General features: G+C 69.2%; 19 protein-coding genes. 12 read left to right on the forward strand and 7 right to left on the reverse strand.

Features of this window, described 5'->3' with window-relative positions; all coding sequences use genetic code 11:
* Positions 1 to 18: 18 nt before the first annotated feature.
* Genes KAK06_RS05630 through KAK06_RS05645 form a run of 4 tightly spaced genes read left to right on the forward strand, consistent with a single transcriptional unit; the run spans position 19 to position 4,136 of the window.
* Positions 19 to 1,446, forward strand: a complete 1,428-nt coding sequence (locus KAK06_RS05630; protein WP_210800941.1) for a CDP-glycerol glycerophosphotransferase family protein — start codon at positions 19 to 21, stop codon at positions 1,444 to 1,446.
* Between the two features lie 11 nt (positions 1,447 to 1,457).
* Positions 1,458 to 2,639, forward strand: coding sequence for an FkbM family methyltransferase (locus KAK06_RS05635; protein WP_210800942.1), 1,182 nt, complete (start codon positions 1,458 to 1,460; stop codon positions 2,637 to 2,639).
* A gap of 52 nt (positions 2,640 to 2,691) precedes the next feature.
* On the forward strand, positions 2,692 to 3,168 hold the full coding sequence (locus KAK06_RS05640; protein ID WP_210800943.1) for an adenylyltransferase/cytidyltransferase family protein: 477 nt from the start codon (positions 2,692 to 2,694) through the stop codon (positions 3,166 to 3,168).
* On the forward strand, positions 3,168 to 4,136 hold the full coding sequence (locus tag KAK06_RS05645; protein WP_210800944.1) for a glycoside hydrolase family protein: 969 nt from the start codon (positions 3,168 to 3,170) through the stop codon (positions 4,134 to 4,136). The genes KAK06_RS05640 and KAK06_RS05645 overlap by 1 nt, the downstream gene beginning before the upstream one ends.
* 19 nt (positions 4,137 to 4,155) lie before the next feature.
* Here KAK06_RS05645 and KAK06_RS05650 read toward each other — a convergent pair whose 3' ends face one another.
* The 6 genes from KAK06_RS05650 to KAK06_RS05675 form a co-directional block, all read right to left on the reverse strand.
* Positions 4,156 to 4,923, reverse strand: coding sequence for a class I SAM-dependent methyltransferase (locus KAK06_RS05650; RefSeq protein WP_210800945.1), 768 nt, complete (start codon positions 4,921 to 4,923; stop codon positions 4,156 to 4,158).
* On the reverse strand, positions 4,920 to 6,050 hold the full coding sequence (locus tag KAK06_RS05655; protein WP_210800946.1) for a hypothetical protein: 1,131 nt from the start codon (positions 6,048 to 6,050) through the stop codon (positions 4,920 to 4,922). Before KAK06_RS05655 ends, KAK06_RS05650 begins: the two co-directional genes overlap by 4 nt.
* Positions 6,051 to 6,064: 14 nt before the next feature.
* Positions 6,065 to 7,198, reverse strand: a complete 1,134-nt coding sequence (locus tag KAK06_RS05660; protein ID WP_210800947.1) for a DegT/DnrJ/EryC1/StrS family aminotransferase — start codon at positions 7,196 to 7,198, stop codon at positions 6,065 to 6,067.
* Position 7,199: 1 nt separating this feature from the next.
* Positions 7,200 to 8,711 (reverse strand): glycosyltransferase family 2 protein, encoded by a 1,512-nt coding sequence (locus KAK06_RS05665; protein WP_210800948.1) that lies wholly within the window; start codon positions 8,709 to 8,711, stop codon positions 7,200 to 7,202.
* Positions 8,712 to 8,778: 67 nt separating this feature from the next.
* The gene (locus KAK06_RS05670; RefSeq protein ID WP_210800949.1) at positions 8,779 to 10,680 is read right to left on the reverse strand and encodes an O-linked N-acetylglucosamine transferase, SPINDLY family protein; all 1,902 of its coding nucleotides are present in this window, start codon (positions 10,678 to 10,680) and stop codon (positions 8,779 to 8,781) included.
* A gap of 66 nt (positions 10,681 to 10,746) precedes the next feature.
* Positions 10,747 to 11,745, reverse strand: coding sequence for a glycosyltransferase family 2 protein (locus KAK06_RS05675; protein ID WP_210800950.1), 999 nt, complete (start codon positions 11,743 to 11,745; stop codon positions 10,747 to 10,749).
* 239 nt (positions 11,746 to 11,984) lie between these two features.
* Between KAK06_RS05675 and KAK06_RS05680 the strand changes: the two genes are divergently transcribed.
* From KAK06_RS05680 to KAK06_RS05710, 7 genes are all read left to right on the forward strand, one after another.
* Complete coding sequence (locus KAK06_RS05680; protein ID WP_210800951.1) at positions 11,985 to 12,830, forward strand: flagellin N-terminal helical domain-containing protein; 846 nt, start codon at positions 11,985 to 11,987, stop codon at positions 12,828 to 12,830.
* Positions 12,831 to 13,159: 329 nt separating this feature from the next.
* Positions 13,160 to 14,005, forward strand: a complete 846-nt coding sequence (locus KAK06_RS05685; RefSeq protein ID WP_210800952.1) for a flagellin domain-containing protein — start codon at positions 13,160 to 13,162, stop codon at positions 14,003 to 14,005.
* A 350-nt stretch (positions 14,006 to 14,355) separates the two neighbouring features.
* Positions 14,356 to 15,201 carry a flagellin domain-containing protein gene (locus tag KAK06_RS05690; protein ID WP_210800953.1) on the forward strand — a complete coding sequence of 282 codons (846 nt, stop codon included), beginning with the start codon at positions 14,356 to 14,358 and terminating at the stop codon, positions 15,199 to 15,201.
* 126 nt (positions 15,202 to 15,327) lie between these two features.
* Entirely contained in the window at positions 15,328 to 16,746 is a 1,419-nt protein-coding gene (gene fliD, locus KAK06_RS05695; RefSeq protein ID WP_210800954.1) for a flagellar filament capping protein FliD, read from the forward strand.
* Positions 16,747 to 16,944: 198 nt separating this feature from the next.
* Positions 16,945 to 17,364 carry a flagellar export chaperone FliS gene (gene fliS / locus KAK06_RS05700; RefSeq protein WP_247652661.1) on the forward strand — a complete coding sequence of 140 codons (420 nt, stop codon included), beginning with the start codon at positions 16,945 to 16,947 and terminating at the stop codon, positions 17,362 to 17,364.
* Between the two features lie 61 nt (positions 17,365 to 17,425).
* On the forward strand, positions 17,426 to 17,725 hold the full coding sequence (locus KAK06_RS05705; protein ID WP_210800956.1) for a flagellar protein FliT: 300 nt from the start codon (positions 17,426 to 17,428) through the stop codon (positions 17,723 to 17,725).
* A gap of 19 nt (positions 17,726 to 17,744) precedes the next feature.
* Complete coding sequence (locus tag KAK06_RS05710; protein ID WP_210800957.1) at positions 17,745 to 18,506, forward strand: flagellar brake protein; 762 nt, start codon at positions 17,745 to 17,747, stop codon at positions 18,504 to 18,506.
* 152 nt (positions 18,507 to 18,658) lie between these two features.
* Here KAK06_RS05710 and fliE read toward each other — a convergent pair whose 3' ends face one another.
* Positions 18,659 to 19,018: a flagellar hook-basal body complex protein FliE gene (gene fliE, locus KAK06_RS05715; RefSeq protein ID WP_210800958.1), complete on the reverse strand. Its 360-nt coding sequence runs from the start codon at positions 19,016 to 19,018 to the stop codon at positions 18,659 to 18,661.
* A 180-nt stretch (positions 19,019 to 19,198) separates the two neighbouring features.
* Between fliE and fliF the strand changes: the two genes are divergently transcribed.
* Complete coding sequence (gene fliF / locus KAK06_RS05720; RefSeq protein ID WP_210800959.1) at positions 19,199 to 20,908, forward strand: flagellar basal-body MS-ring/collar protein FliF; 1,710 nt, start codon at positions 19,199 to 19,201, stop codon at positions 20,906 to 20,908.
* Positions 20,909 to 20,913: the final 5 nt, after the last annotated feature.

A 20,913-nucleotide genomic window follows, 5' to 3' on the forward strand; every position in this document is an offset into this window, starting at 1 on the left:
CATCCGCCTGAGGCCCCGATGCACACCCTGTCCCCCGATACCGCCGCGTCCGAGGCCACGCTGCCCGAGTGGCTGCCCCGGCTGGAGGCGGTGGAAGGCTTCACCGGGCAGCTGGGCCAGGCGATCGAGCAGCTGGTGGAGGCGGTGGTCGAGCTGCGCACTGCCAGCGCCCCGGCGCCAGAGGCCGCCACCGCCCCCGAGGCGCTGCTCAAGCGCGTGCAGCAGCTCGAGGCCCAGTGGTCGCTGCAGCAGACGCTGCAAGACCTGGAGCGCGTGTCGCGCTTCCATCACAAGACCCGCTCGGTGGTGTTTGTCGGCACCACCTACTTCGGTTGCAACGTCAAGTACGGTTGGTTGGCCTTCCGCGAGCAGGCGCGTCGCCTGGGCATCACGCTGTGGTGGCTGCCCCAGACCGAACAGCAACTGCGCGACGTGCAGGCGCTGGGCGAGCGCTGCTTTCCGCTGAACCCGGCCGAGTGGAGCGCCGAGCACGTCAGCGCGGCGCTGCAGGCCGCGGTGGTGGTGGCCTGCGACCACCTGCTCAACCCCAACCCCTATGTGCCGGCGCTGCTGGCCGGCGCCCGCACGGTGCAGCTGTGGCACGGCGTGTCGATCAAGGAGATCGGCCTGGGCAACCGCCCGGGCCTGAAGCAGATGAACGCCCGGGTGGCCCGCGTGCTGGCCACCACCGGGCCGTTCAGCCGCTTCATCGGCACCTCGGCCGCGCAGGAAGGCGACTTCCGCCGCTGGTTCGGGCTGCAACGCTATGAGCCGATCGGCTACCCCCGCAACGACGTGCTGCTGCGCGAGCCCACGCCTGAAGACCTGCTGAACACCGACAGCGCCACGCTGCAGGCGATGCGCGAGGCCCGCGCCGCTGGCCGCCGCGTGCTGCTGTACGCGCCCACCTTCCGCGATGCGCGCCGCGGCGTCTGGATCATCGAGGCCGGCCTGGACCGTGTGGCGCGCGAGCTGCAGCAACGCGGTGACCTGCTGGTGGTGGCGCTGCACCCGGTGGAGGCGCCGATGCTGCCGCAGCTGGCGCCAGCGCTGCCCGGCGTGCGCTTTGTTGCCCCGCGCACCGACCTGTACCCGCTGCTGCGCGAGGCCAGCGCGCTCATCACCGATTACTCGTCGGTGATGTTCGACTTCCTGCTGCTGGACCGGCCGGTGCTGCTGTTCCGCCCCGACCACCGCGACTACCAGGCCAGCTCGCGCACGCTGGACGAGCGCAAGCTCAACCCACTGCCCGGCCCGGTGCTCGCCGATGCCCATGCGCTGCTGGCCCAGCTCAAGCCCAAGGCACTGGCCGAGGACCGCCGAGCGGCCGACCGCCGGCGCCTGCGCCAGCAGCTGCATGACCACCTCGACGGCCGCAGCGGTGAGCGCCTGGCGGCGCTGCTGCTGGACGAACTCTCGCTGGCCCTGGCGGCCACCCCCCACTGACGGAGCCCGCGATGACCCCCACCCCGATGAGCCTGCGCGAGGACCTGGCGCTGCTGCTGCCGCGCCTGAAGGGCGCTGACCTGGCCCGCTTTTGCGCCTTCCATGCGCGCTACGAGCCCCATCTCGACGAGATCGATCAGTCGCTCTACGCCCGCCTGGACGCCGCCGACCGGCCGCGCTTCGTGCAGTGGATGCTCAAGCGCTGGGGCAAGATCGACCTGGTCAATCCGGTCGAGCGGCGCCTGTACGACGACACCATCGCCGCGCTGCAGGCCCAGGAGCGTCCGATCATCGAGCTGGACGGCCGGCCTTACTGGCTGCGTGACATGCGCGACCAGGGCTACGACTTCAAGATGCTGGGCTACGACTGGTGGCTGGGGGCGCACGACATCCGCTATGCGCAGTACGAGCATGGGGGCGTGCAGCTGCAGCCCGATGACGTGATCATCGACGCGGGCGCCTTCATCGGCGACACCGCGGTCTACTTTCACCACAAGCTGCAGGGCCGCTGCCAGGTCCACAGCTTCGAGCTGCTGCCCGAGAACCTGGCGCTGCTGTTGCACAACCTGGAGCGCAACGGCGTGCAGGACGGCGAGGTGGTGGTCAACCAGTTCGCGCTGTCCGACCAGACCGGCCAGGAGATCACCGTGGCCGATGGCGCCACACAGGGCTCGACCTCGATGTTCGGCCAGGGCAGTGACGGGGTGAAGGTGCAGACCGTCACGCTGGACGACTACGTGGTGCTGATGGGCATGGAGCGCCTGGACCTGCTGAAGATGGACATCGAGGGCGCCGAGGTGCAGGCGCTGCAGGGCGCGCAGCACACCATCCGTCATTTCCGGCCGCGCCTGGCGATCTGCATCTACCACCGCTGGGACGATGTGTTCAAGGTGCCGCGCGCCATCCTGGCCACCGGCGTGGACTACCGCTTCGGCTTCAAGTGGGTGCAGCTCAAGGATGGCTGGGAGGCGATCCTGCTGGCCGAGCCGCTGCCGGTAGGCACCGCCCCTGTCCCGGCGGCCCGCCGCGCCGGTGCCGACCCGCTGAGCGCGGCGCTGGGCGTGCTGAGCAAGCAGTGCGCCTCTGCCTTGGCCCGCGCCGACGCGGCCGAGCGGGCGCTGCGCCAGTTGGCACCGCAAACAGCGGCGCATTCGGCCGCTGATCCAGCCATCGCGCCAGCCGCCGCGGCCTAGAGTGCCAGGGGCGTGCCGCGGATGTCCCGCGCGCGCTTGCCGGAGACCCGCGATGAAACCCCATGCCCGCGCCACGCGTCCGATCCCTTCGGCCTCGTTGATCCGCCTGCCGGCCCATCCGGGACCGACGGTGGCCATCACCTATGGCACCTACGACCTGTTCCACATCGGCCATGTGCGGCTGTTCGAGCGCATCAAGCAGCGCTACGACCGGCTGGTCGTGGCGGTGTCCACCGATGAGTTCAATGCGCTCAAGGGCAAGCACTCGGTGGTGCCCTTCGACGACCGGGTGGCGATGGTCAAGGCCTGCCGCCATGTCGACGAGGTGATCGCCGAGGAGGCCTGGGACCAGAAGGCGCGCGACATCTGCGCCTATGGCGCCGACGCCCTGGTCATGGGCAGCGACTGGGACGGTCGCTTCGACGAGTTCAAGGACATGTGCGAAGTGGTTTACCTCCCGCGCACCGAGGGCGTGTCCAGCACGGAGCTGAAGGCCGACGTGGTGGCCCGCGTCGCCGCGCGCGCCTGATGTCTGCGCTGTACCGGCCGGATCAGCCGCAGGCCTGGCGCAAGCTGGGCCGGGTCTATGCACCGTCTGGCGCGCATGGCTTTGACGCCAGTCACTGCCACAAGCCCACCCCACTGCTGATCGACCCGCAGACGATTCGCGTCTATTTCGGCACCCGGGATGAACGCGGCCGCACCCGCACCAGCTTTGTCGATGTCAGCGCTGACGACCCGACCCGTGTGCTGTACGTGCACGACCGGCCGGTGCTGGACCTGGGCACGCTGGGTGCCTTTGATGACTCGGGCGCCAATGTCTCCTGTGTGCTGCGCGTGGGCACGCGCGTCTACATGTACTTCATCGGCTGGAACCCCAGCACGACGGTGCACACCCGCAACGCGATCGGCCTGGCGATCAGCGAGGATGGGGGCACCACCTTCCAGCGCGCCTTTGACGGCGCGGTGCTCGACCGCACGCGCAGCGAGCCCTTCTACACCGGCGCGGTCGACGTGCTGCACACGCCCCAGGGTTTTCGGCTCTGGTACACCAGCGGCAGCGCCTGGAAAGTCATCAAGGGCAAGCCCGAGATCTTCTACCACGTGAAGTACGGCCACTCGGTGGACGGCATCGACTGGCTGCGTGAGGACATCACCTGCATTCCGCCGGCGCATGAGTGGGAGGCCACGGCGCGCCCCTCGGTGCTGTTCGACGAGGGCCGCTGGCGCATGTGGTACAGCCGGCGCGACCTGCGCGCCTTCCGCACCGACCCGCGCCAGGGCTACCGGGCCGGTTACGCCGAGTCCGACGATGGCCAGCACTGGACCCGCCTGGACGAGCGCGTGGGCCTGGCCTGCGACGCCGACGAGCAGGCCTGGGATGGCCAGGCCGTGGCCTATCCGTATGTGTTGAACCTGGGCGAGCGCCAGTTGCTGTTCTACAACGGCAACGGCTTCGGCCGCACGGGATTCGGCGTCGCCGAGCGGCGCCGCTGATGCGGCGTCTGGCGGCAGCTCAGTGCTGCAGCCAGCGGCGCGAGCGCAGGATGAACAGCGGCCGGTTCAGGAACTCACCCAGGCTGTCATCGCGTGCGATGTTGTGCGCGTCCAGATCGCGGTAGACCACGCGGCCCTCGTGCCGCTCGGCAATGCCGATCGCCTGCACCGCCCAGTCGGCGTCCAGCTGGCGCACCAGCTCGATCACCTCGGCCTTGCTGCCGTGGGCGAAGATCGGGCGCTTGGGGTCGCCCTGCCAGTTGAAGCCGATTTGCAGCACCAGGTGGTGCGCCAGCGGCGCCAGGCGCAGCAGGGCATCGCGCATCGTCTGCTGCACGGTCTCGGCCCGGGTGGCGGGGTCGCCGTAGTCATCGCCCACATGGTGCAGCACATTGAGCAGGCAGACCACGTCGTGCGGTGCCAGGTCGGGGCGCTCAAAATCGATGTAGCGGTTCTCGCTGTGCAAGCAGTCGGCCAGGCCCAGGCGCTCCGCGGCATGGGCCACGAAGCGGTGGTGGGCGGTGTTGCCCTCGATGTGGCTGACCGCGGTGGCGCCACGTTCGAGCAGCTCGAACGAGAAGTAGCCGGTGTTGCCGCCGATGTCGGCCACGCGGCAGCCGCTCAGGTCGAGCCGGCTGGCGATGTAGTCCAGGCGCTCGCGCTCATAGCGCGACTTCACCTGCACCGCGTCCTGCGGCAGCAGGTCCAGCACCGCCGGTGGCAGCACCTGGTACTGGCTGTGCTTGCTGGCGGCCTGGAACAGCGATTGGAGCTGGCGATCGATCATGGTGTGGGGCTCAGTTCGTCATGGTGCAAGGCACGGGTGTCCTCGCGGTCGAAGAGATCGCAGGCGGCGATGGCCGCGTGCTCGTCCAGCAGGCGCGCGGCCTCGTACTGGTGGAAGGCATAGGGCTGGGACGCCGGCACCAGGCCGCCGCTCCAGAAGTAGTAGGCGCCGCCGCCCGGGGCCGGCGTAGCCGGCCGCGGTGACGGCTCGGTGCCGAAGGCATCGCGCCACAGGCCGCCAAACAGGTCCAGGCCGTTGTCCAGCGCGAACTGCATCGGGCCCCACATGCGCGGGTTGGCCTCGATCATCACGCAGCGACCACTGTCCAGGTCCTGCCGCAGCTCCACCATGATCAGGCCGTGGAAGCCCTCGGCACGCAGCATGGCCAGGTAGCGAGCGGCCTCGGCGCTGTGGTGGAAGTCGCTGCGCCGCGCCAGGATGATCGAGCCGCCGTCCGTTTGCTGCAGCAGGTTCTCCTGCGAGCTGACCAGGGTTCGGCCATCGCGGCCCAGGTGGGCCAGCAGGTAGAGGCTGCGCCCCTCGGCGAAGACCTGGAAGTAGAAGTCGGCGGCGCGCTCCTCGCGCTCGAAGCGGGTGCGCTCGTTGGGCCCCAGGATCAGGTGCGGCTTGAGCTGGCGGCCGTCGGCGCCGGCATAGCGCAGCGGCTTGGCGACGAAGGGGTAGCTGGCGGGCGGCGCCGGCAGTTCCTCGGGCACCGCCAGGCCATGGGCCTGGCACATCGCGCCGAAGCTGTGCTTGTCGGAGATGCGGGCATACAGCGCCTCATCCACCAGCGGCACGACAGCACCGGCGGCTTCCAGTGCCGCGCGCTCGCGCAGCAGCAGGCGGTTCAGGAACTCGCAGGACGGCGCGATCATCACCCGCTGGTGGCCATGCTGCTGGCGCAGCGTGGCGATCCAGCCCAGCAGGGCTTGCAGCGTCAGCGCCTCGGTACCGCGTGTGACCAGGACACGCTCGGCGTGGGTGGTGCGAAAGATCGGGTCCTTCGTGCCGCGCGCGGCCAGGTACAGCGGCCAGCCGCGCGCCGCGGCCTCGCGGCACAGCGCCACCACCGCCCGCGGGTTGTAGCCCGACAGGCACAGGATGGCGTTCGGCGCGCTGGCCATGACGGTGTCTCGGTTCAGGCCGCGGCCTGCAGGCGCAGCTCGGCGGCCTGGCAGAGCAGATCGGCAATGCGGTGCACATCGGCATCGGCCAGCGCCGGGTAGATTGGCAGGCACAGCACCTGGCGCGACAGCGCATGGGCCACCGGCAGGCCGTCGGCCCGGGCGCTGGGCAGGTGGCGGTACATCTGGAACTCGCTGATCAGCGGGTAGAAATAGCGCCGGCCATGGATGCCCTGGTCCTTCAGCAACTGGTACAGGCGGTCGCGCGAGACGGTGAACTCGGGCGTCACCAGCACCGGGAAGTAGGAGTGGTTGCGGGTGGTGTCGGCAGGCGGCGGACTCAGCAGGCGCAGGCCCGGCAGGTCCTTCAGGCGCTCGCGGTACAGGGCCTCGATCTCGGCGCGGCGCTGCAGAGCTGCGTCGACATGCTTGAGCTGCAGCAGGCCGAAGGCGGCGTTGACCTCGCTCATCTTGCCGTTGATGCCGGCGGCCACCACGGTGGTCTCGTTGACGAAGCCGAAATTCTTCAGGTGGTCGATGCGCTGCTTGGTCTTGGCGTCGGGCGAGACGATGGCACCGCCCTCGAAGGTGTTGAAGACCTTGGTGGCATGAAAGCTCAGGATCGACAGGTCGCCGGCCTTGAGCACGCTCTGGCCCCTCTGGCGCACGCCAAAGGCATGGGCGGCGTCGTAGATCACGCGCAGGTTGTAGTCGTCGGCGATGCGCTGGATGGCGTCCATGTCGCAGGGCGTGCCGTAGCAGTGCACCGGCAGGATGGCGCTGGTGTGCGGGGTGATCGCGGCCTCCAGCTTGGCCGGGTCCAGGTTCAGCGTCTGCGGGTCGATGTCGGAAAACACCGGGCTGATGCCGTTCCACAGCAGCGCGTGCGAGGTGGCGACGAAGGAGTAGGGCGTGGTGATCACCTCGCCCGAGATGCGCAGCGCCTGCAGTGCGGTGACCAGGGCCAGCGTGCCATTGGCGAACAGCGAGATGTGCTCCACCCCCAGGTGGTCGCACAGCTGCTGCTCGAGCGCCTGGTGCATCGGCCCCTGATTGGTCAGGACGCGGCTGTCCCAGATCTGCTGCAGGTAGGGGATGAACTCCTCCAGCGGCGGCAGGGCGGGCTGGGTGACGTAGATGGGCTTCATGTCAGGCGGCCAGGGCAGGTTCGGTATGGAAGGTGTCGGCACGTGCGAGCAGCTGCGCCTTGGTAGTGGCGTCCAGCGGCGAGGCGGCGATGCGCCGGTCCAGCTCGGCCACCACCTCGGCGTGGCCCAGGCGCTGGTGCAGGCGACGGATCGCCACCCAGGTCTGCACGCGCCGCTGCTCCTTCACGCGTTCGGGCAGCGGGCTCCAGGAGCTGAACTCGTTCTCGCGGCGCACGGCGCCGACGAAGGTGTCAAGGTAGGCGCCGCGGCCGAAGGTGCCCAGCCAGGACACCAGGAACTGGTCGCCGAAGGCGGCCAGCGCGCGCTCTGGCGGCATGGCGCTGAAGTGGCGGCGAAAGACCAGCGTCGGCAGCCACAGCAGCAGCTGCACGCTCATCAGCTGGTGCGCGGTGATCCAGGCGTTGTGCTGCCCCTTGCCCCACTGGCGAACCGCCAGCTGCAGCTCGGCGAAGTGGTAGTAGTTGTGGGCGGTGCAGGAAACGTCCGGGTGCTGGCGCATGAAGCCGATCTGGTAGCGCAGCTTGTCGGGCCGGATCCAGTAGTCGTCGCCTTCGCAGGTGGCGACGAACTCGCCCTGGGCCCGGGCTAGCAGCAGCTCGAAGGGGCGCACGCCACGCGACATCTGGTTCTCGGTCTGCAGCACCGGCTTGATCAGGCGCGGATAGCGCTGCTGCCAGGCGCGGATCACTGCCTGCGTGCCGTCGGTGGAGGCGTCGTCGTGGATCAGGACCTCGAACGGAAACGGGCAGTCCTGACCCAGGAAGCCGCGGATCGCCGACTCGATGTAGCGTTCGTGGTTGTAGGTGGTGCAGACGATGCTGACCACCGGGGCGGTCTGGCCGCCCCAGCGCTCGAACAGCGCGTCCTCGCCCGGTGGCTCGAGCGCCGCGATGCGCCGGGCCTGCGGGCCCAGGCCCTCGGCCACCCAGCGGTCGGCCTCGGCAAAGCGGTGCAGGTGGTGCAGGCAGGTCGCGCCCAGGCCGTAGACGGCGGGCGGCGTGTGCGGGCCCAGCGCGCCGCGCAGGCGTTCGACGCCATGCAGGGCCAGCGGCCAGTCATGCAGCGAGGTGGCGGCATGGATGGCCTGCGGCAGCTCTTCGACGGTACCGCGGTCCAGCAGGAAGCGCACGCGCAGCGACTCGGCGAGGGTGTCGGCCTCGCGCGAGAGCGGCTCAGCCAGCGCGGCGGCCCAGGCCGGCGGCGCATCGCCGGCGGCCTCATCCAGCAGCGTGCACAGGACCTGGGCGACCAGGGCGGTGCGCTGCGAGGCGTCCAGATCGGGATGGCGGCGGGCGATGCAGGCCTCGGCCAGGTCGGCACCGCCGGCCAGCAGTGCGGCTGCCAGTGTCAGTGGCTCGTCCAGCAGGGCGGGCGGGCATTCGCCCAGCACCACGTCGGGCTCCAGCGGTCCACCGGCGGCGGCGGCCAGCGGGAGCCGGCGCAGCAGCGAGGCGAGTTCCTGGGGGAAGGGCGTGGACGGCGCGTGGCTCATACTGCCACTCTAGGCAGGCTGGAGGCCACCGCTCCCCGGAAAAGCGCGGCGCCGCGGGCCCAGATCCTCAGGCTGCCGGCAGTGGCGCCGGTGGCAGGCCGGCCTGGGCGCGCTCGGCCATGCGCAGCAGCAGCGCCTCCCAGTCGCGCACGAAGCGGTCGGTGTCGAAGAGGGGCAGTGCCATCCGGCGCGTTTCCAGGTGCTGCTTCAGTGCGGCCAGGTCGGCGGGTGCTTCGGCCAGCGCGATCGCCCGGGCCACATAGGTGTCCTCGTCGGCGCAGGCCAGGTCGGGCAGCTCGCAGGCGCTGACCAGGCTGGCCGCCACGCGCGAGGCGAAGGTGGGGCCGGGCACGGTCAGCACCGGCACGCCGGCCCACAGCGCCTCGCTGGCGGTGGTGTGGGCATTGCAGGGCCAGGTGTCGAGAAACAGGTCGGCGGCGCGCAGCCGGGCGATGTGCTCGGCCAGGCCCAGCTTGGGCGCCCAGAAGACGCGCTCAGGCGGCACGCCGCGCTGGCCCAGCTCGCGCGTCAGCACGCTGCGCGCATGGGGGTCCCAGGCCAGCATCCACAGCACCGCGCGCGGCGCGCCGTGCAGGATGCGGGCCCACAGGTCCAGCATGTGCGGTGACATCTTGTAGGTCTGGTTGAAGCAGCACAGCACCGCGGCGTCTTCGGGCAGGCCCAGCGCCGCGCGGCTGGGCGCCGGGGGCAGGGCGCGGTGGCGGTCGTTGGGCTGGTAGCTGTGCGGCAGCTGGGCGATCTGCTCGCTGTACTGCGGCGCATGGTCCAGCGGTGTGACGACGGGGTCACCCACCATGTAGTCGATGAAGGTGGCGCCTGTGCTGGCCGGATAGCCCAGCCAGGCCAGCTGCACCGGCGCTGGGCGGTAGGCCAGCAGCTCGAAGCGGCTGCCCCGGGTGTGGCCCTTGAGGTCGACCAGCAGGTCAATGCCGTCGTCGCGGATGCGCTGGGCGATCGCCTGATGGCCCAGCAGCGAGACATCAACGAAGTGCTCGCAGGCGCTGCGCACGCGCTGCTCCAGCGGCGTGCCATCGGTCTGGCTGTGCGAGTACAGCGTGACCTCGAAGCGCTGTCGGTCGCGCCGTTCCAGCACCTCGGCCAGCAGCGCGGCGGTGGCGTGCTGGTGGAAGTCGCTGGACAGGTAGCCCACGCGCAGCGGGCCGGGCCGGCGCGGGCCGGGTGGCGGCAGCGGGCGGACATGCTCGGTCAGGCCGCGGGCGCGCAGCGCGCCCATGCGGCGCTGCTGGGCCGGGGTGGCGTCCACGGCCAGCAGGGCAAAGGGCGACAGCAACTGGCCCAGCGCCAGATCGGCGCCGTCCATGGCTTGCAGCAGGGCGGCGGTGTCGGCCTCCAGCGTGGCCCAGTCGCAGGTCTGACGCTGCTCATGCACCAGCAGCGACAGCGCCAGCGCGCGCACCGTGGGGTCGTCCAGCGCGATCGCGGTGCGGAAACACTGCACCCCCTCGTGCCGCAGGCCCAGGTGCATGAAGCTGAGGCCCAGGCGGTAATGCGCCAGCGGGGCGTCGATCTTCAGCGCCAGGGCCTGGAAGAAGGCCTGGATGGCATCCGCATGGCGGCCGGCCAGCAGCAGGGCATTGCCGTGCGCGTTGTGCCAGTCGAAGTCACGCGGCTGTTCCGGTGGCTGGGCATCGAAGACCTCGGCGGCCTCGGCCGGGCGGTGCGACTGGACCAGGGCGTCGGCCAGCAGGCGACGGGCCAGCGGCAGGGTGGGGTCGGCGGCCACGGCCTCGCGGGCGGCGGCGATGGCGGGGTCCAACTGGCGCAGGCCCAGGCGCGCGCGCGCCAGGTTCATCCACAGCAGGGCGTCGGCCGGGGCCAGACGGGTGCCGCGCTCGAACTCGGCGGCGGCCTGCTTCCAGGCCTGGGCGCGCATGGCGGTCAGGCCGGCACGGCGGTGCGCCTCGGCGCGGTGGGCAGCATGCTTCATGTCACCGCACTGTAGGCAGCGCGGTCGCGTCGAGTGCGCGGATGAGCCGCTGAAAAGCCGCCCGATTCAGCCCAGCAGCTCGTGCAGCAGGCGCAGGTTGCGCTCGGCCAGGTGGCTGCCGCGGCCCGCCACCGCACCTTCCAGGTCGGGCCGCTCACCGATCGCCAGGCAGCGCTGCCAGGCGGCCTCGATCATTGGCACCAGCTCGCCGGCCCGCGCCGGCTCCTGGGCGGCCCAGTCCAGCAGCAGGTCGCCCAGCGCAAAGAAGAAGTCGGGCGAGTCGGTCCAGCGGGCCAGCTCGGATTCGGCCAGTTGCACCGCCTGGCTGTGGCGGCCCAGGCACTTCAGGGCGTGCAGGCGGCGCACGGCGAGGTCATGGCGCCAGGGCTCGTCGCCCGGGCGGTGCGCCGCCTCGTCGAAGGCGGCCACCGCCTCGGCCCAGCGGCCGTAGACATCATGGTCCTTGCCCAATTGGTACCAGAGATAGGCATCGTCCGGCTGGGCGGCCAGCGCCTGTGCCAGCAGGCGGGCATTGCGGCCGGCCTTGCGGGCCAGGGCGTCGCCCTGGTAGCCGTCATGGCCCAGCACCAGGTCCAGGCGGCGCACCGGCAGGGCGTGCACCGGTTGCTCGTGGATGCGGCCAAGGTAGCGCACCGGGCCGGGCAGCACGCGGCTGATCCAGCTCGGCACGTTGCCGGCCTCGCCGTCCTGCTGGCTGTCCACGCAGATCTGGCCGACGAAGTCTGGCGTCTGACGGCGCAGCGCCGCCAGCACCGGGGCACCGCGGACCAGCCACTCATCGGCGTCCACCACCAGGTGCCAGTCGGCCTGGGCCAGATCCAGCGCCGCGTTGCGGGCGGCCGAGAAGTCGTCCACCCAGGTGAAGGTCTCGACGCGGGCACCGGCGGCGCGGGCGAGCGCGGGCGTGGCGTCATCGGAGCCGGTGTCCAGCACCAGGCAGTCGTCCACATGGGGACGCAGGCTGTCGAGGGCGCGGCGGATGTGGCGGGCTTCGTTGCGCGCAATCATCACCAGCGCGATGCGCGCGCGCGTATCGGTCGTCATCGGCCGGACCTTAGGCCTCCAGTCGGGCGCTCAAAGCGCCGAAAAGACAGGTTCGGGGAGGGTGTTTCAGCCGCCCCCGGAACTTGAGCCAGGCAGTCGATTGAAAAAAGATGTGAATCGACCTCAAGTCCGGCGATCAACCCTCCGAAATGCATCTCACGGCCCCAACCAATGTCCTGCGGGGGCGACAACCAAGGGTCCCAGGACCCGCTTATCGAACCCGTTGAAGGAGTCACACCATGTCCGCCACGATCAACACCAACATCGCTTCTCTGAATGCGCAACGCAACCTGAACGGCTCGCAGAACTCGCTGGCCTCGTCGATGCAGCGCCTGTCCTCGGGCCTGCGGATCAACTCGGCCAAGGACGATGCCGCCGGCCTGGCGATCGCCGAGCGCATGAACGCCCAGGTGCGCGGCATGAACGTCGCCATCCGCAATGCCAACGACGGCATCTCGATGTCGCAGACGGCTGAAGGCGCCCTGTCCAAGGTGGGCGACGCCCTGCAGCGCATGCGTGAGCTGGCGGTGCAGTCGCGCAACGCCACCAACTCCAGCTCGGACAAGAACTCGCTGGACAAGGAATTCAAGCAGCTGCAGTCGGAAATCACCCGCGTGCTGGGCGGCACCAGCTTCAACGGCACCAAGATGCTGGGCGCCAACGCCACGGCGATGACCTTCCAGGTCGGCGCCAATACCAGCGCCGACGACTCGGTGACCATCACCACCACCGATCTGACCGGTGACTCCTCGATCACGGCCGTCACCGGCGGCTCGGCGACGATCGACTCCACGGCCACCGCCGGCGCGATCAAGACCGTCATCGACGACCTGGACACCGCGATCGACACGATCAACGACCAGCGCGCCACCTTTGGTGCCTCGCAAAGCCGCTTCGAGGCGATCATCTCCAGCCTGCAACAGGGGGTCGAGGCCCAGAGCGCCGCCCGCAGCCGCATCATGGACGCCGACTACGCCCAGGAAACCGCCAACATGAGCCGGGCGCAGATCCTGCAGCAGGCCGGCACCGCGATGGTCGCCCAGGCCAACCAATTGCCCAGTACCGTCCTGTCGCTTCTTCGATGACGCTGGCCTGGCATCCCTGAGCAGGGTGCCGGGCGGCGGGGCAAACGTCCCGGGTTAGCCCCGGCGGCTGACGGCTCCCCATTGGAAGGCTCCCGCAAGGGGCCTTCCAACAACTTTTTGTAAAGACACCCTCAAGTTCCGGAACAGCGGCACCGATACCCAGCACAACGGGATCTGATTCATCGGGTTCCGCGGTCCGGTGAGATGGCCAAGGGTCAGGCAACGCCACAAGGCAGCGCCCGATCGGAGGAGCACCTGGCGCTGGGCGTAGCAACGAACGCGCCGGTGCTTTACCGGAGACTTCTGGAACCACTTGTAGGAGTGTCATCATGGCTCAATCCATCAACACCAACGTCGCCTCGCTGAATGCCCAACGCAACCTGAACGGCTCGCAAAGCTCGCTGGCCACCTCGATGCAGCGCCTGTCCTCGGGTCTGCGCATCAACTCGGCCAAGGACGATGCCGCCGGTCTGGCAATCGCCGAACGCATGAACGCCCAGGTGCGTGGCATGAACGTCGCCATCCGCAATGCCAACGACGGCATCTCGATGGCGCAGACCGCTGAAGGCGCCCTGTCCAAGGTGGGCGACGCCCTGCAGCGCATGCGTGAGCTGGCCGTGCAGTCGCGCAACGCCACCAACTCCAGCTCGGACAAGAACTCGCTGGACAAGGAATTCAAGCAGCTGCAGGCGGAAATCACCCGCGTGCTGGGCGGCACCAGCTTCAACGGCTCGAAGATGCTGGGCGCCAACGCCACGGCCATGACCTTCCAGATCGGTGCCAACACCAGCGCCGATGACGTCATCACCGTGACAACCACCGACATGACGGGCGACTCGACGATCACGGCCGTCACCGGCGGCTCGGCGACGATCGACTCCACCGCCACGGCCGGTGCGATCAAGACCGTCATCGACGACCTGGACGCTGCGATCGACACGATCAACGACCAGCGCGCCGACTTCGGTGCCACGCAGAGCCGCTTCGAGGCGATCATCGCGAACCTGCAGCAAGGCGTGGAATCGCAGAGCGCCGCCCGCAGCCGCATCATGGATGCCGACTACGCGACGGAAACCGCCAACATGAGCCGAGCGCAGATCCTGCAGCAGGCCGGCACGGCGATGGTCGCTCAGGCCAACTCGATGCCGCAGCAGGTCCTGCGTCTGCTGCAGTGAACCTGGCCGGGCCAGCGGCCCGGTGAATCCCCCGTCCCAGCGCCCCGACCGGCCATCCGCCGGTCGGGGCGTCTTTCCTTGTGGGGACCAAAGTACCGGCCCAAGCTGCCGCATTTCCCGGCTTTGGCCAGGGGGCCACCTGTTCAGAATCACTCCAACGCCTCCTCCAGCCGGAAGTGGCGTGGTCCGACAAGCACTGCAAGGACCGGCCCGAGGCGCCCAGGCGCGCCAAGGGAAGGTTACAACGGTGACGTTGTGCCGGGCTCGTTGGTCAGGGCCGTTCCCGAATGGCCATGACCGCAAGGCCGGCAAGCAGCGCCGGGCGTGGTCGACTTTGAAGAGGTACTCACATGCCACAGACCATCAATACCAACATCGCTTCGCTCAATGCGCAGCGCAACCTGAACATGTCCCAGTCGTCGCTGCAGATCTCGATGCAGCGGCTGTCCTCCGGTCTGCGCGTGAACTCCGCCAAGGACGATGCCGCCGGCCTGGCCATTGCCGAACGCATGAATGCGCAGGTGCGTGGCATGAACGTGGCAATCCGCAATGCCAACGACGGCATCTCGCTGGCCCAGACGGCCGAGGGGGCGCTGTCCAAGGTGGGCGACGCGCTGCAGCGCATGCGTGAGCTGGCGGTGCAGAGCCGCAACGCCACCAACTCCAGCTCGGACAAGGACTCGCTGAACAAGGAGTTCCTGGAGCTGCAGTCGGAAATCTCCCGCGTGCTGGGCGGCACCACCTTCAACGGCAAGCACATCCTGGGCTCCGACGCGACGACGCTGACCTTCCAGATCGGCGCCAACACGACGACCGACGATGTCATCACGGTCACCACCACCGACATGAAGTCGGCCTCGGAGATCACCGTGGTCACCGGCGCCAGCGCGGCGATCGATGCCGCGGCCACCGCCGGCGCCATCAAGACCGTGATCGACAACATTGATGCGGCGCTCGACACCATCAACGACACCCGCGCCACCTTCGGTGCGACGCAGAGCCGCTTCGACGCCATCGTCTCCAACCTGCAGCAGTCGGTGGAGAACCAGGCGGCGGCCCGCAGCCGGATCATGGATGCCGACTACGCGGCGGAAACGGCCAGCATGAGCCGGGCGCAGATCCTGCAGCAGGCCGGCACCGCGATGGTGGCGCAGGCCAATGCGCTGCCGCAGCAGGTGCTCAAGCTGCTGGGCTGAAGCCCGCCGCGCCGTGACATGCGCCGCGCAACCGGGCCCAGGCTCGGTGCGCGGCGTTTCTTCTGGGGCTGAAGTTGCGCTCCATATCGGCCGATAAGCCTTTACGAACACCCTCAGGATCGACCCATGAGCACCATTTCCTCGCTCGGCGTGGGCAGCGGCCTGGATGCCGAGACCATCATCGCCAAGCTGATGTCAATCGAGCACCGCCAGGTCGATCTGCTGCAGACCAAGCAGACCGACATGAAGTCGCAGCTGTCGACGGTGGGCACGCTCAAGGGCCTGCTGGCCACGATGCAGGACAAGGCGCAGGCGCTGACCTCCACCAGCCTGTGGGGCCAGACCACGGTCAGCAGCAGCGATGCCACCGTGGCCACCGGCACCACCACCACGGGCACGGCCACCGGCACCTACCAGGTCACGGTCCAGGCGCTGGCCGCCTCGCAGACGGTGACCTCCACCGCCCTGGCCAGCTCGTCCACCGCGCTGAACGAAGGCAGCCTGACGATCCAGCTGGGCAGCTGGAGCGGCAGCAGCTTCACCGCCAAGACCGGCAGCAACCCGGTGTCGATCACCATCGGTGCGGGCGACACCAGCCTCAGCGCCATCCGCGACAAGATCAATGCGGCCGGTGCCGGCGTGACCGCCACCATCGTCAACGACGTCAATGGCGCGCGGCTGTCATTGCGCTCCACCGACAGCGGGGCCGTCAACGGCTTCAAGATCACCGCCACCGAGACCACCGACGACAACGACGAGGCCACCGGCCTGTCGATGCTGGGCTACGACCCGTCGGCCGGCACGCCGCCGATGAGCCTGAACCAGGCCGGCAGCAATGCGCGGGCGCTGATCAATGGCATCCAGGTGGAATCAGCCAGCAACACGCTCAGCAATGTCTCGGACGGCTTGAGCCTGACCCTGTCCAAGGTCAGTGCCACGCCGGTCCAGCTGACCGTGGCCACCGACACCACCGCCATCAAGACCGCGGTCAACGACTTCATCACCGCCTTCAACGCAGTGGCCAGCAACCTGCAGACCAACCTGAAGTACGACAGCGCCAGCAAGAAGGCCGGCGCGCTCCAGGGCGACCGCATGGCGGTCAATCTGCAATGGGCCCTGCGCGGCGTGATCAACCAGCCCAGCAGCGCGTCGTCGGTGTTTGGCACCTTGTCGAGCATCGGCATCACGATGCAGCAGGACGGCAAGCTCAAGATGAGCAGCTCGGACTTTGATGATGCGCTGGCCAACCAGACCGAGCTGAAGAAGATGCTGACCGCCAACACCGACGCAGTGGGCAGCTCGGGCTTCATGACCCGCTTCGACGACCTGGCGGCAGCGATGCTGGACGTGGAAGGCTCGGTCACGCTGCGCGAGGAGGGCCTGCAGGGCGCGATCAACCGCAACCAGGATCAGCAAGACGCGTTGGAAGACCGCCTGGCGCTCACCGAGAAGCGGCTGCGCGCCCAGTACGAGGCCCTGGACACCAAGATGGCCACGCTCAGCACCTTGGCCAGCTACATCTCGCAGCAGTACTCATCGTCCTGACGCCTGCCGTCCCCGGTTGAAGGGCGCCGCGAGGCGCCCTTTGTCTTTTCCGCAGGCCTGTCAAGCCCTGCAAGGCGTGGAAATAGGGCCTGGCGGCCGACAGCGGCGGCTTAAGGGGCTTCACTGCAGGGCCGATAACTGGACAACACCGCCATTGACCGCCTCTCACGCGGACCCATCACGATGTACCCCGCCGCCATGACCTCTCCCTTCGGCCGCTCCGGCGCCCTGGCCCAGGCTTACCGCCGCATCGGCGCCGAGACCAGTGTGGTCGATGCCGATCCACACCGTTTGATCGAGCTGCTCTTCGACGCCTACGCCGAGTGTCTGGTGCAGGCCCGTGGCGCCATGTTGGCCGGCCAGACGGAAATCAAGGGTCGCTCGATCAGCCGAGCCGCACGCATCGTTGACGAGGGCTTGAAAGCCGGGCTGGACCTGGACAAGGGCGGTCGCCTGGCGGCCGATCTGCGGGACCTGTACGAGTATGTCTCGCTGCGCCTGGTGCTGGCGAACGTGCGCAACGACGTGTCGATCCTGGAAGAGTGCAGCCGCCTCATCGAGCCGCTGCGGCAGGCCTGGAAGGACATCCGACCGCAGGCCACCCGCGCCGTGAATTGAAGCCATGGTCGGCCCGACCGACCCAGCGGATGGCCCAGCGGTCGTCCGAGGACCCAAGATCATGAACAGCTCCCTGCTCACCTATTACGAGGCCATCGAGAAGGCCAGTGCCGACATGCTGGAGGCCGCCCGTCTGGGCGACTGGGACCAGGTGGTACAGCTTGAAGGGGCCTGCGCCGTGCTGATCGCCCGCCTCAAGCAGGCGGCCCAGACCGAGTCGCTGCAGGCCGAAGAAGCCCGCACCAAATCGCGCATCATGCAGCGCATCCTGCTCAACGACGCCGAGATCCGCCACCTGGCCGAGCCGTGGATGGAAGACCTCGACATGATGATGCGCGGCAAGTCGCGCACCCTGCACTGACAGCGCTGGAGGCCAGGCCATGTACGAGGACACCCGACCGGCAGACTTGGGCGATGGCAGCCCGGGCGACGCGATGGCGGAGTTCAGGGTCACCTCACCGCCCGAGGTGCGCAGCCTGCTGAAGTCGCTGATGGACCGCGGCATCATCGTCAACCTCAATGCCTCGGACGGCAGCGTCTATGGCAGCACACTGTGGTCGGTCGATGCCGAGCAGCGCCGCATCGCCTTCACCGCCGACCTGGGCTCGCCGATGGTGCAGCGCATGGTCGAGGCCGACGAAGTCACTGCGGTGGCCTACCTGGACAAGGTCAAGCTGCAGTTCGAAGTGGGCGGCCGCCTGCTGGTGCATGGCCGCCAGGCCTGCGTGCTGCAGGCCGACTGGCCACGCGCCCTCTACCGCTTTCAGCGCCGCAACGCCTACCGCGTGCGCACCATCGAGCGCATGGCACCGCATGTGGAGTTCCGTCACCCGGCGCTGCCCGAGATGACGCTGAGCCTGCGCGTGCTGGACCTGAGCGTCAACGGCTGCGCGCTCTTCCTGCCCGACAACGTGCCCCCGCTGCAACCCGGCGTGACCATCCACGCCGCCCAGCTGCAACTTGAGCCGGGCCAGTCGCTGGCATTGCGGCTGCATGTGCACCACGTGACCGCCATCCAGCCCGATGCCCGCGGCGTGCGCCTGGGCTGCGAGTTCGTCGCGCTGCCGGGTGACGGTGACCGCGTGCTGCAGCGCTACATCGACGCCATCCAGAAGCGCCGCCGCATGATGTCCTTGGATTGAGCACGCAATGGGCGGTACCCCGCCCGTGGGGGCATGAGATCAAGCACCAGGGTCATGGCGCCACCTGCGCCGGCCAGCGCCGGGCCGCCCCAAGCGTCCGGCCGGCGCAGCCCCCTCGGGGGGCGACGGGCGGTACCCCGCCCGTGGGGGCCTCACACCTGCATGTTCATGACGTCGGTGTAGGCCTGCACCATGCGGTTGCGCACGGACAGCACGGCCTGGAAGCCGAGTTGGGACTTCTGCATCGCCACCATGGTCTGCTCCAGGCTGACCGTGGGGTTGTCCAGCTGCAGTTCACGCTGCAGGCGGCCGGTCTCGTTCTGGGCGTCGCTGACCTGGCGCAAGGCCTGCGCCATGGCGTTCTGGAAGCCGCCCTTGTCCACCGCAGCCGTGCCGTCCACGGCCGCCGGCGCACTGACAGCGCGTGTGCGACCCAGCGGCTGGCCGTCCGGACCCATGCCGGCCTTGGCCAGGGCCTGGTTGAAGTTGAAGGGGGTGAGTTTCAGGTCCATGGGAGCAGCCTCCTCGGCGAGGTGACATGGACGGCATCGTAGGTCGGGCCCGGGTGCGGCGTAGGGGGGAACTGCCGGGCGATTGGCGGCCTTCTCGCACCATGGCGGGGCCCTCGGCTGCCCAACAATGGCTGGCAACTGGTCACTAGCCCGCATGGCGGGCCCGTATTGCCCAACGCCATGGACGCCGTCGTCGAATCTCCCACCCCGCTGGTTCCTGCACAGCCGCCCGGCCTGATGGCCCGGCTGGCTGCCTTGCCTCAGGCCACCAGGCTCAAGCTGGGCATCGGCCTCGCCGGTCTGCTGGCCACCGTGGTGGCCATGGCCCTGTGGGCCAGCCAGGGCGACTGGAAGGTGCTGTACGCCAACCTGCCCGACAAGGAAGCCGGCGCGATCATCGCCCAGCTCTCGCAGATGAACGTGCCCTACCGCCACACCGACGGTGGCGCGGCCATCATGGTGCCGGCTGACCGCGTGTATGACCTGAAGATGAAGCTGGCCGCCGCCGGCCTGCCCAAGGCCTCGGTGACCGGCAATGAACTGCTGGACAACGCCCGCTTCGGCCAGACCGACCGCCAGGAGCGCATGAACATGCAGCGCGCGCTGGAGGGCGAACTGGTGCGCACCATCACCCGCCTGGACGGCGTGCAGGAGGCCCGCGTCCACCTGGCCCTGCCCAACCAGAACGGCTTCTTTCGCGAGCAGCAAAAGGCCAGCGCCAGCGTCATGCTGACCCTGCACCCGGGCCGCAGCCTGGACCGGGCGCAGGCCGCGTCCATCGTTCACCTGGTGTCGTCCAGCGTGCCCGAGCTGAACCCCAAGGCAGTCAGCGTGCTCGATCAGACCGGCACCCTGCTGTCCGGTCCCGACGAGACGGCGCGCAACCTCAACGAGCAGGAGCTGCAGTACCAGCGCCAGATCGAAACCACCTATCTCAAGCGCGTGCAGGAGATCCTGGAGCCGGTGCTGGGCCACGACAACATGCGCGCCACCGTGACGGCCGAGATCGACTTCACCCAGACCGAGGCCACCCAGGAGCAGTACCGCCCCAACCAGGGTGACCAGCCGGCCGCGGTGCGCAGCCAGCAGACCCTGGAGTCCACCCAGCCCGGCACCCCGGTGCCCACCGGCGTGCCGGGTGCCGCGACCAACCAGCCGCCGACCCCGGCCACCGCGCCGGTCAACGGCGCCTCGGCACCGCTGCAGGCCAACCAGAGCGGCCAGAACGGCGGCGGCTCGCGCCGCGAGGCGGTGACCAACTACGAGGTCGACAAGACCACCCGCGTCACCCGCGCCCCGGTGGGCAGCGTCAAGCGCCTGAATGCCGCGGTGGTGGTCAACTACCGCCTGCCCACGCCCGATCCCAAGGCCAAGAGCAAGACCGAACCCAAGCCCGAGGCCCTGCCCCAGGAGGAAATCGACAAGATCACCGCCCTGGTGCAGGAAGCCGTGGGCTACAGCAAGGAACGCGGCGACTCGATCAAGGTGATCAGCGCGCCCTTCCGTGCCGACGACACGCCCAAGCCCGACGAGCTGCCGCTGTGGAAGCAGCCCTGGGTACTGGATCTGCTGCGTGCGGGCGCCGTGCCGGCCGCGTTGGCCATCGTCGCGCTGGGTCTGATCTTCGGCGCCATCCGGCCGGCCATCCAGGCGGCCAAGCCGCAGCCGGTGGAGGATGCCCAGGCGGCCGCCGACACCGCCGTGGCCCAGCTCGACGCCGTGGTCGACGACGGCCTGGCGCTGCCCGGCACCGAGGCCGGCATGCTGCCCGCGCTGGAGTCGCCGCAGGAGAACGCCAAGCTCGAGGCGGCCCGCCGCCTGGCCCGCGACAACCCGCAGGCCGTGGCCAACATCATGCGCGAATGGGTCACCGGCGAGGCCGTGGCCTGAATCTG

This window comes from Ideonella aquatica, assembly GCF_018069755.1.
Taxonomy (GTDB): Bacteria; Pseudomonadota; Gammaproteobacteria; order Burkholderiales; family Burkholderiaceae_C; genus Ideonella; species Ideonella aquatica.

What these genes read in the sequence shown, in the direction of transcription:
- KAK06_RS05630 (WP_210800941.1), top strand. Translation starts at nt 19, where the DNA reads ATGCACACCCTGTCCCCCGATACCGCCGCGTCCGAGGCCACGCTGCCC.
- KAK06_RS05635 (WP_210800942.1), top strand. Translation starts at nt 1,458, where the DNA reads ATGACCCCCACCCCGATGAGCCTGCGCGAGGACCTGGCGCTGCTGCTG.
- KAK06_RS05640 (WP_210800943.1), top strand. Translation starts at nt 2,692, where the DNA reads ATGAAACCCCATGCCCGCGCCACGCGTCCGATCCCTTCGGCCTCGTTG.
- KAK06_RS05645 (WP_210800944.1), top strand. Translation starts at nt 3,168, where the DNA reads ATGTCTGCGCTGTACCGGCCGGATCAGCCGCAGGCCTGGCGCAAGCTG.
- KAK06_RS05650 (WP_210800945.1), bottom strand. Translation starts at nt 4,923, where the DNA reads ATGATCGATCGCCAGCTCCAATCGCTGTTCCAGGCCGCCAGCAAGCAC.
- KAK06_RS05655 (WP_210800946.1), bottom strand. Translation starts at nt 6,050, where the DNA reads ATGGCCAGCGCGCCGAACGCCATCCTGTGCCTGTCGGGCTACAACCCG.
- KAK06_RS05660 (WP_210800947.1), bottom strand. Translation starts at nt 7,198, where the DNA reads ATGAAGCCCATCTACGTCACCCAGCCCGCCCTGCCGCCGCTGGAGGAG.
- KAK06_RS05665 (WP_210800948.1), bottom strand. Translation starts at nt 8,711, where the DNA reads ATGAGCCACGCGCCGTCCACGCCCTTCCCCCAGGAACTCGCCTCGCTG.
- KAK06_RS05670 (WP_210800949.1), bottom strand. Translation starts at nt 10,680, where the DNA reads ATGAAGCATGCTGCCCACCGCGCCGAGGCGCACCGCCGTGCCGGCCTG.
- KAK06_RS05675 (WP_210800950.1), bottom strand. Translation starts at nt 11,745, where the DNA reads ATGACGACCGATACGCGCGCGCGCATCGCGCTGGTGATGATTGCGCGC.
- KAK06_RS05680 (WP_210800951.1), top strand. Translation starts at nt 11,985, where the DNA reads ATGTCCGCCACGATCAACACCAACATCGCTTCTCTGAATGCGCAACGC.
- KAK06_RS05685 (WP_210800952.1), top strand. Translation starts at nt 13,160, where the DNA reads ATGGCTCAATCCATCAACACCAACGTCGCCTCGCTGAATGCCCAACGC.
- KAK06_RS05690 (WP_210800953.1), top strand. Translation starts at nt 14,356, where the DNA reads ATGCCACAGACCATCAATACCAACATCGCTTCGCTCAATGCGCAGCGC.
- fliD (WP_210800954.1), top strand. Translation starts at nt 15,328, where the DNA reads ATGAGCACCATTTCCTCGCTCGGCGTGGGCAGCGGCCTGGATGCCGAG.
- fliS (WP_247652661.1), top strand. Translation starts at nt 16,945, where the DNA reads ATGACCTCTCCCTTCGGCCGCTCCGGCGCCCTGGCCCAGGCTTACCGC.
- KAK06_RS05705 (WP_210800956.1), top strand. Translation starts at nt 17,426, where the DNA reads ATGAACAGCTCCCTGCTCACCTATTACGAGGCCATCGAGAAGGCCAGT.
- KAK06_RS05710 (WP_210800957.1), top strand. Translation starts at nt 17,745, where the DNA reads ATGTACGAGGACACCCGACCGGCAGACTTGGGCGATGGCAGCCCGGGC.
- fliE (WP_210800958.1), bottom strand. Translation starts at nt 19,018, where the DNA reads ATGGACCTGAAACTCACCCCCTTCAACTTCAACCAGGCCCTGGCCAAG.
- fliF (WP_210800959.1), top strand. Translation starts at nt 19,199, where the DNA reads ATGGACGCCGTCGTCGAATCTCCCACCCCGCTGGTTCCTGCACAGCCG.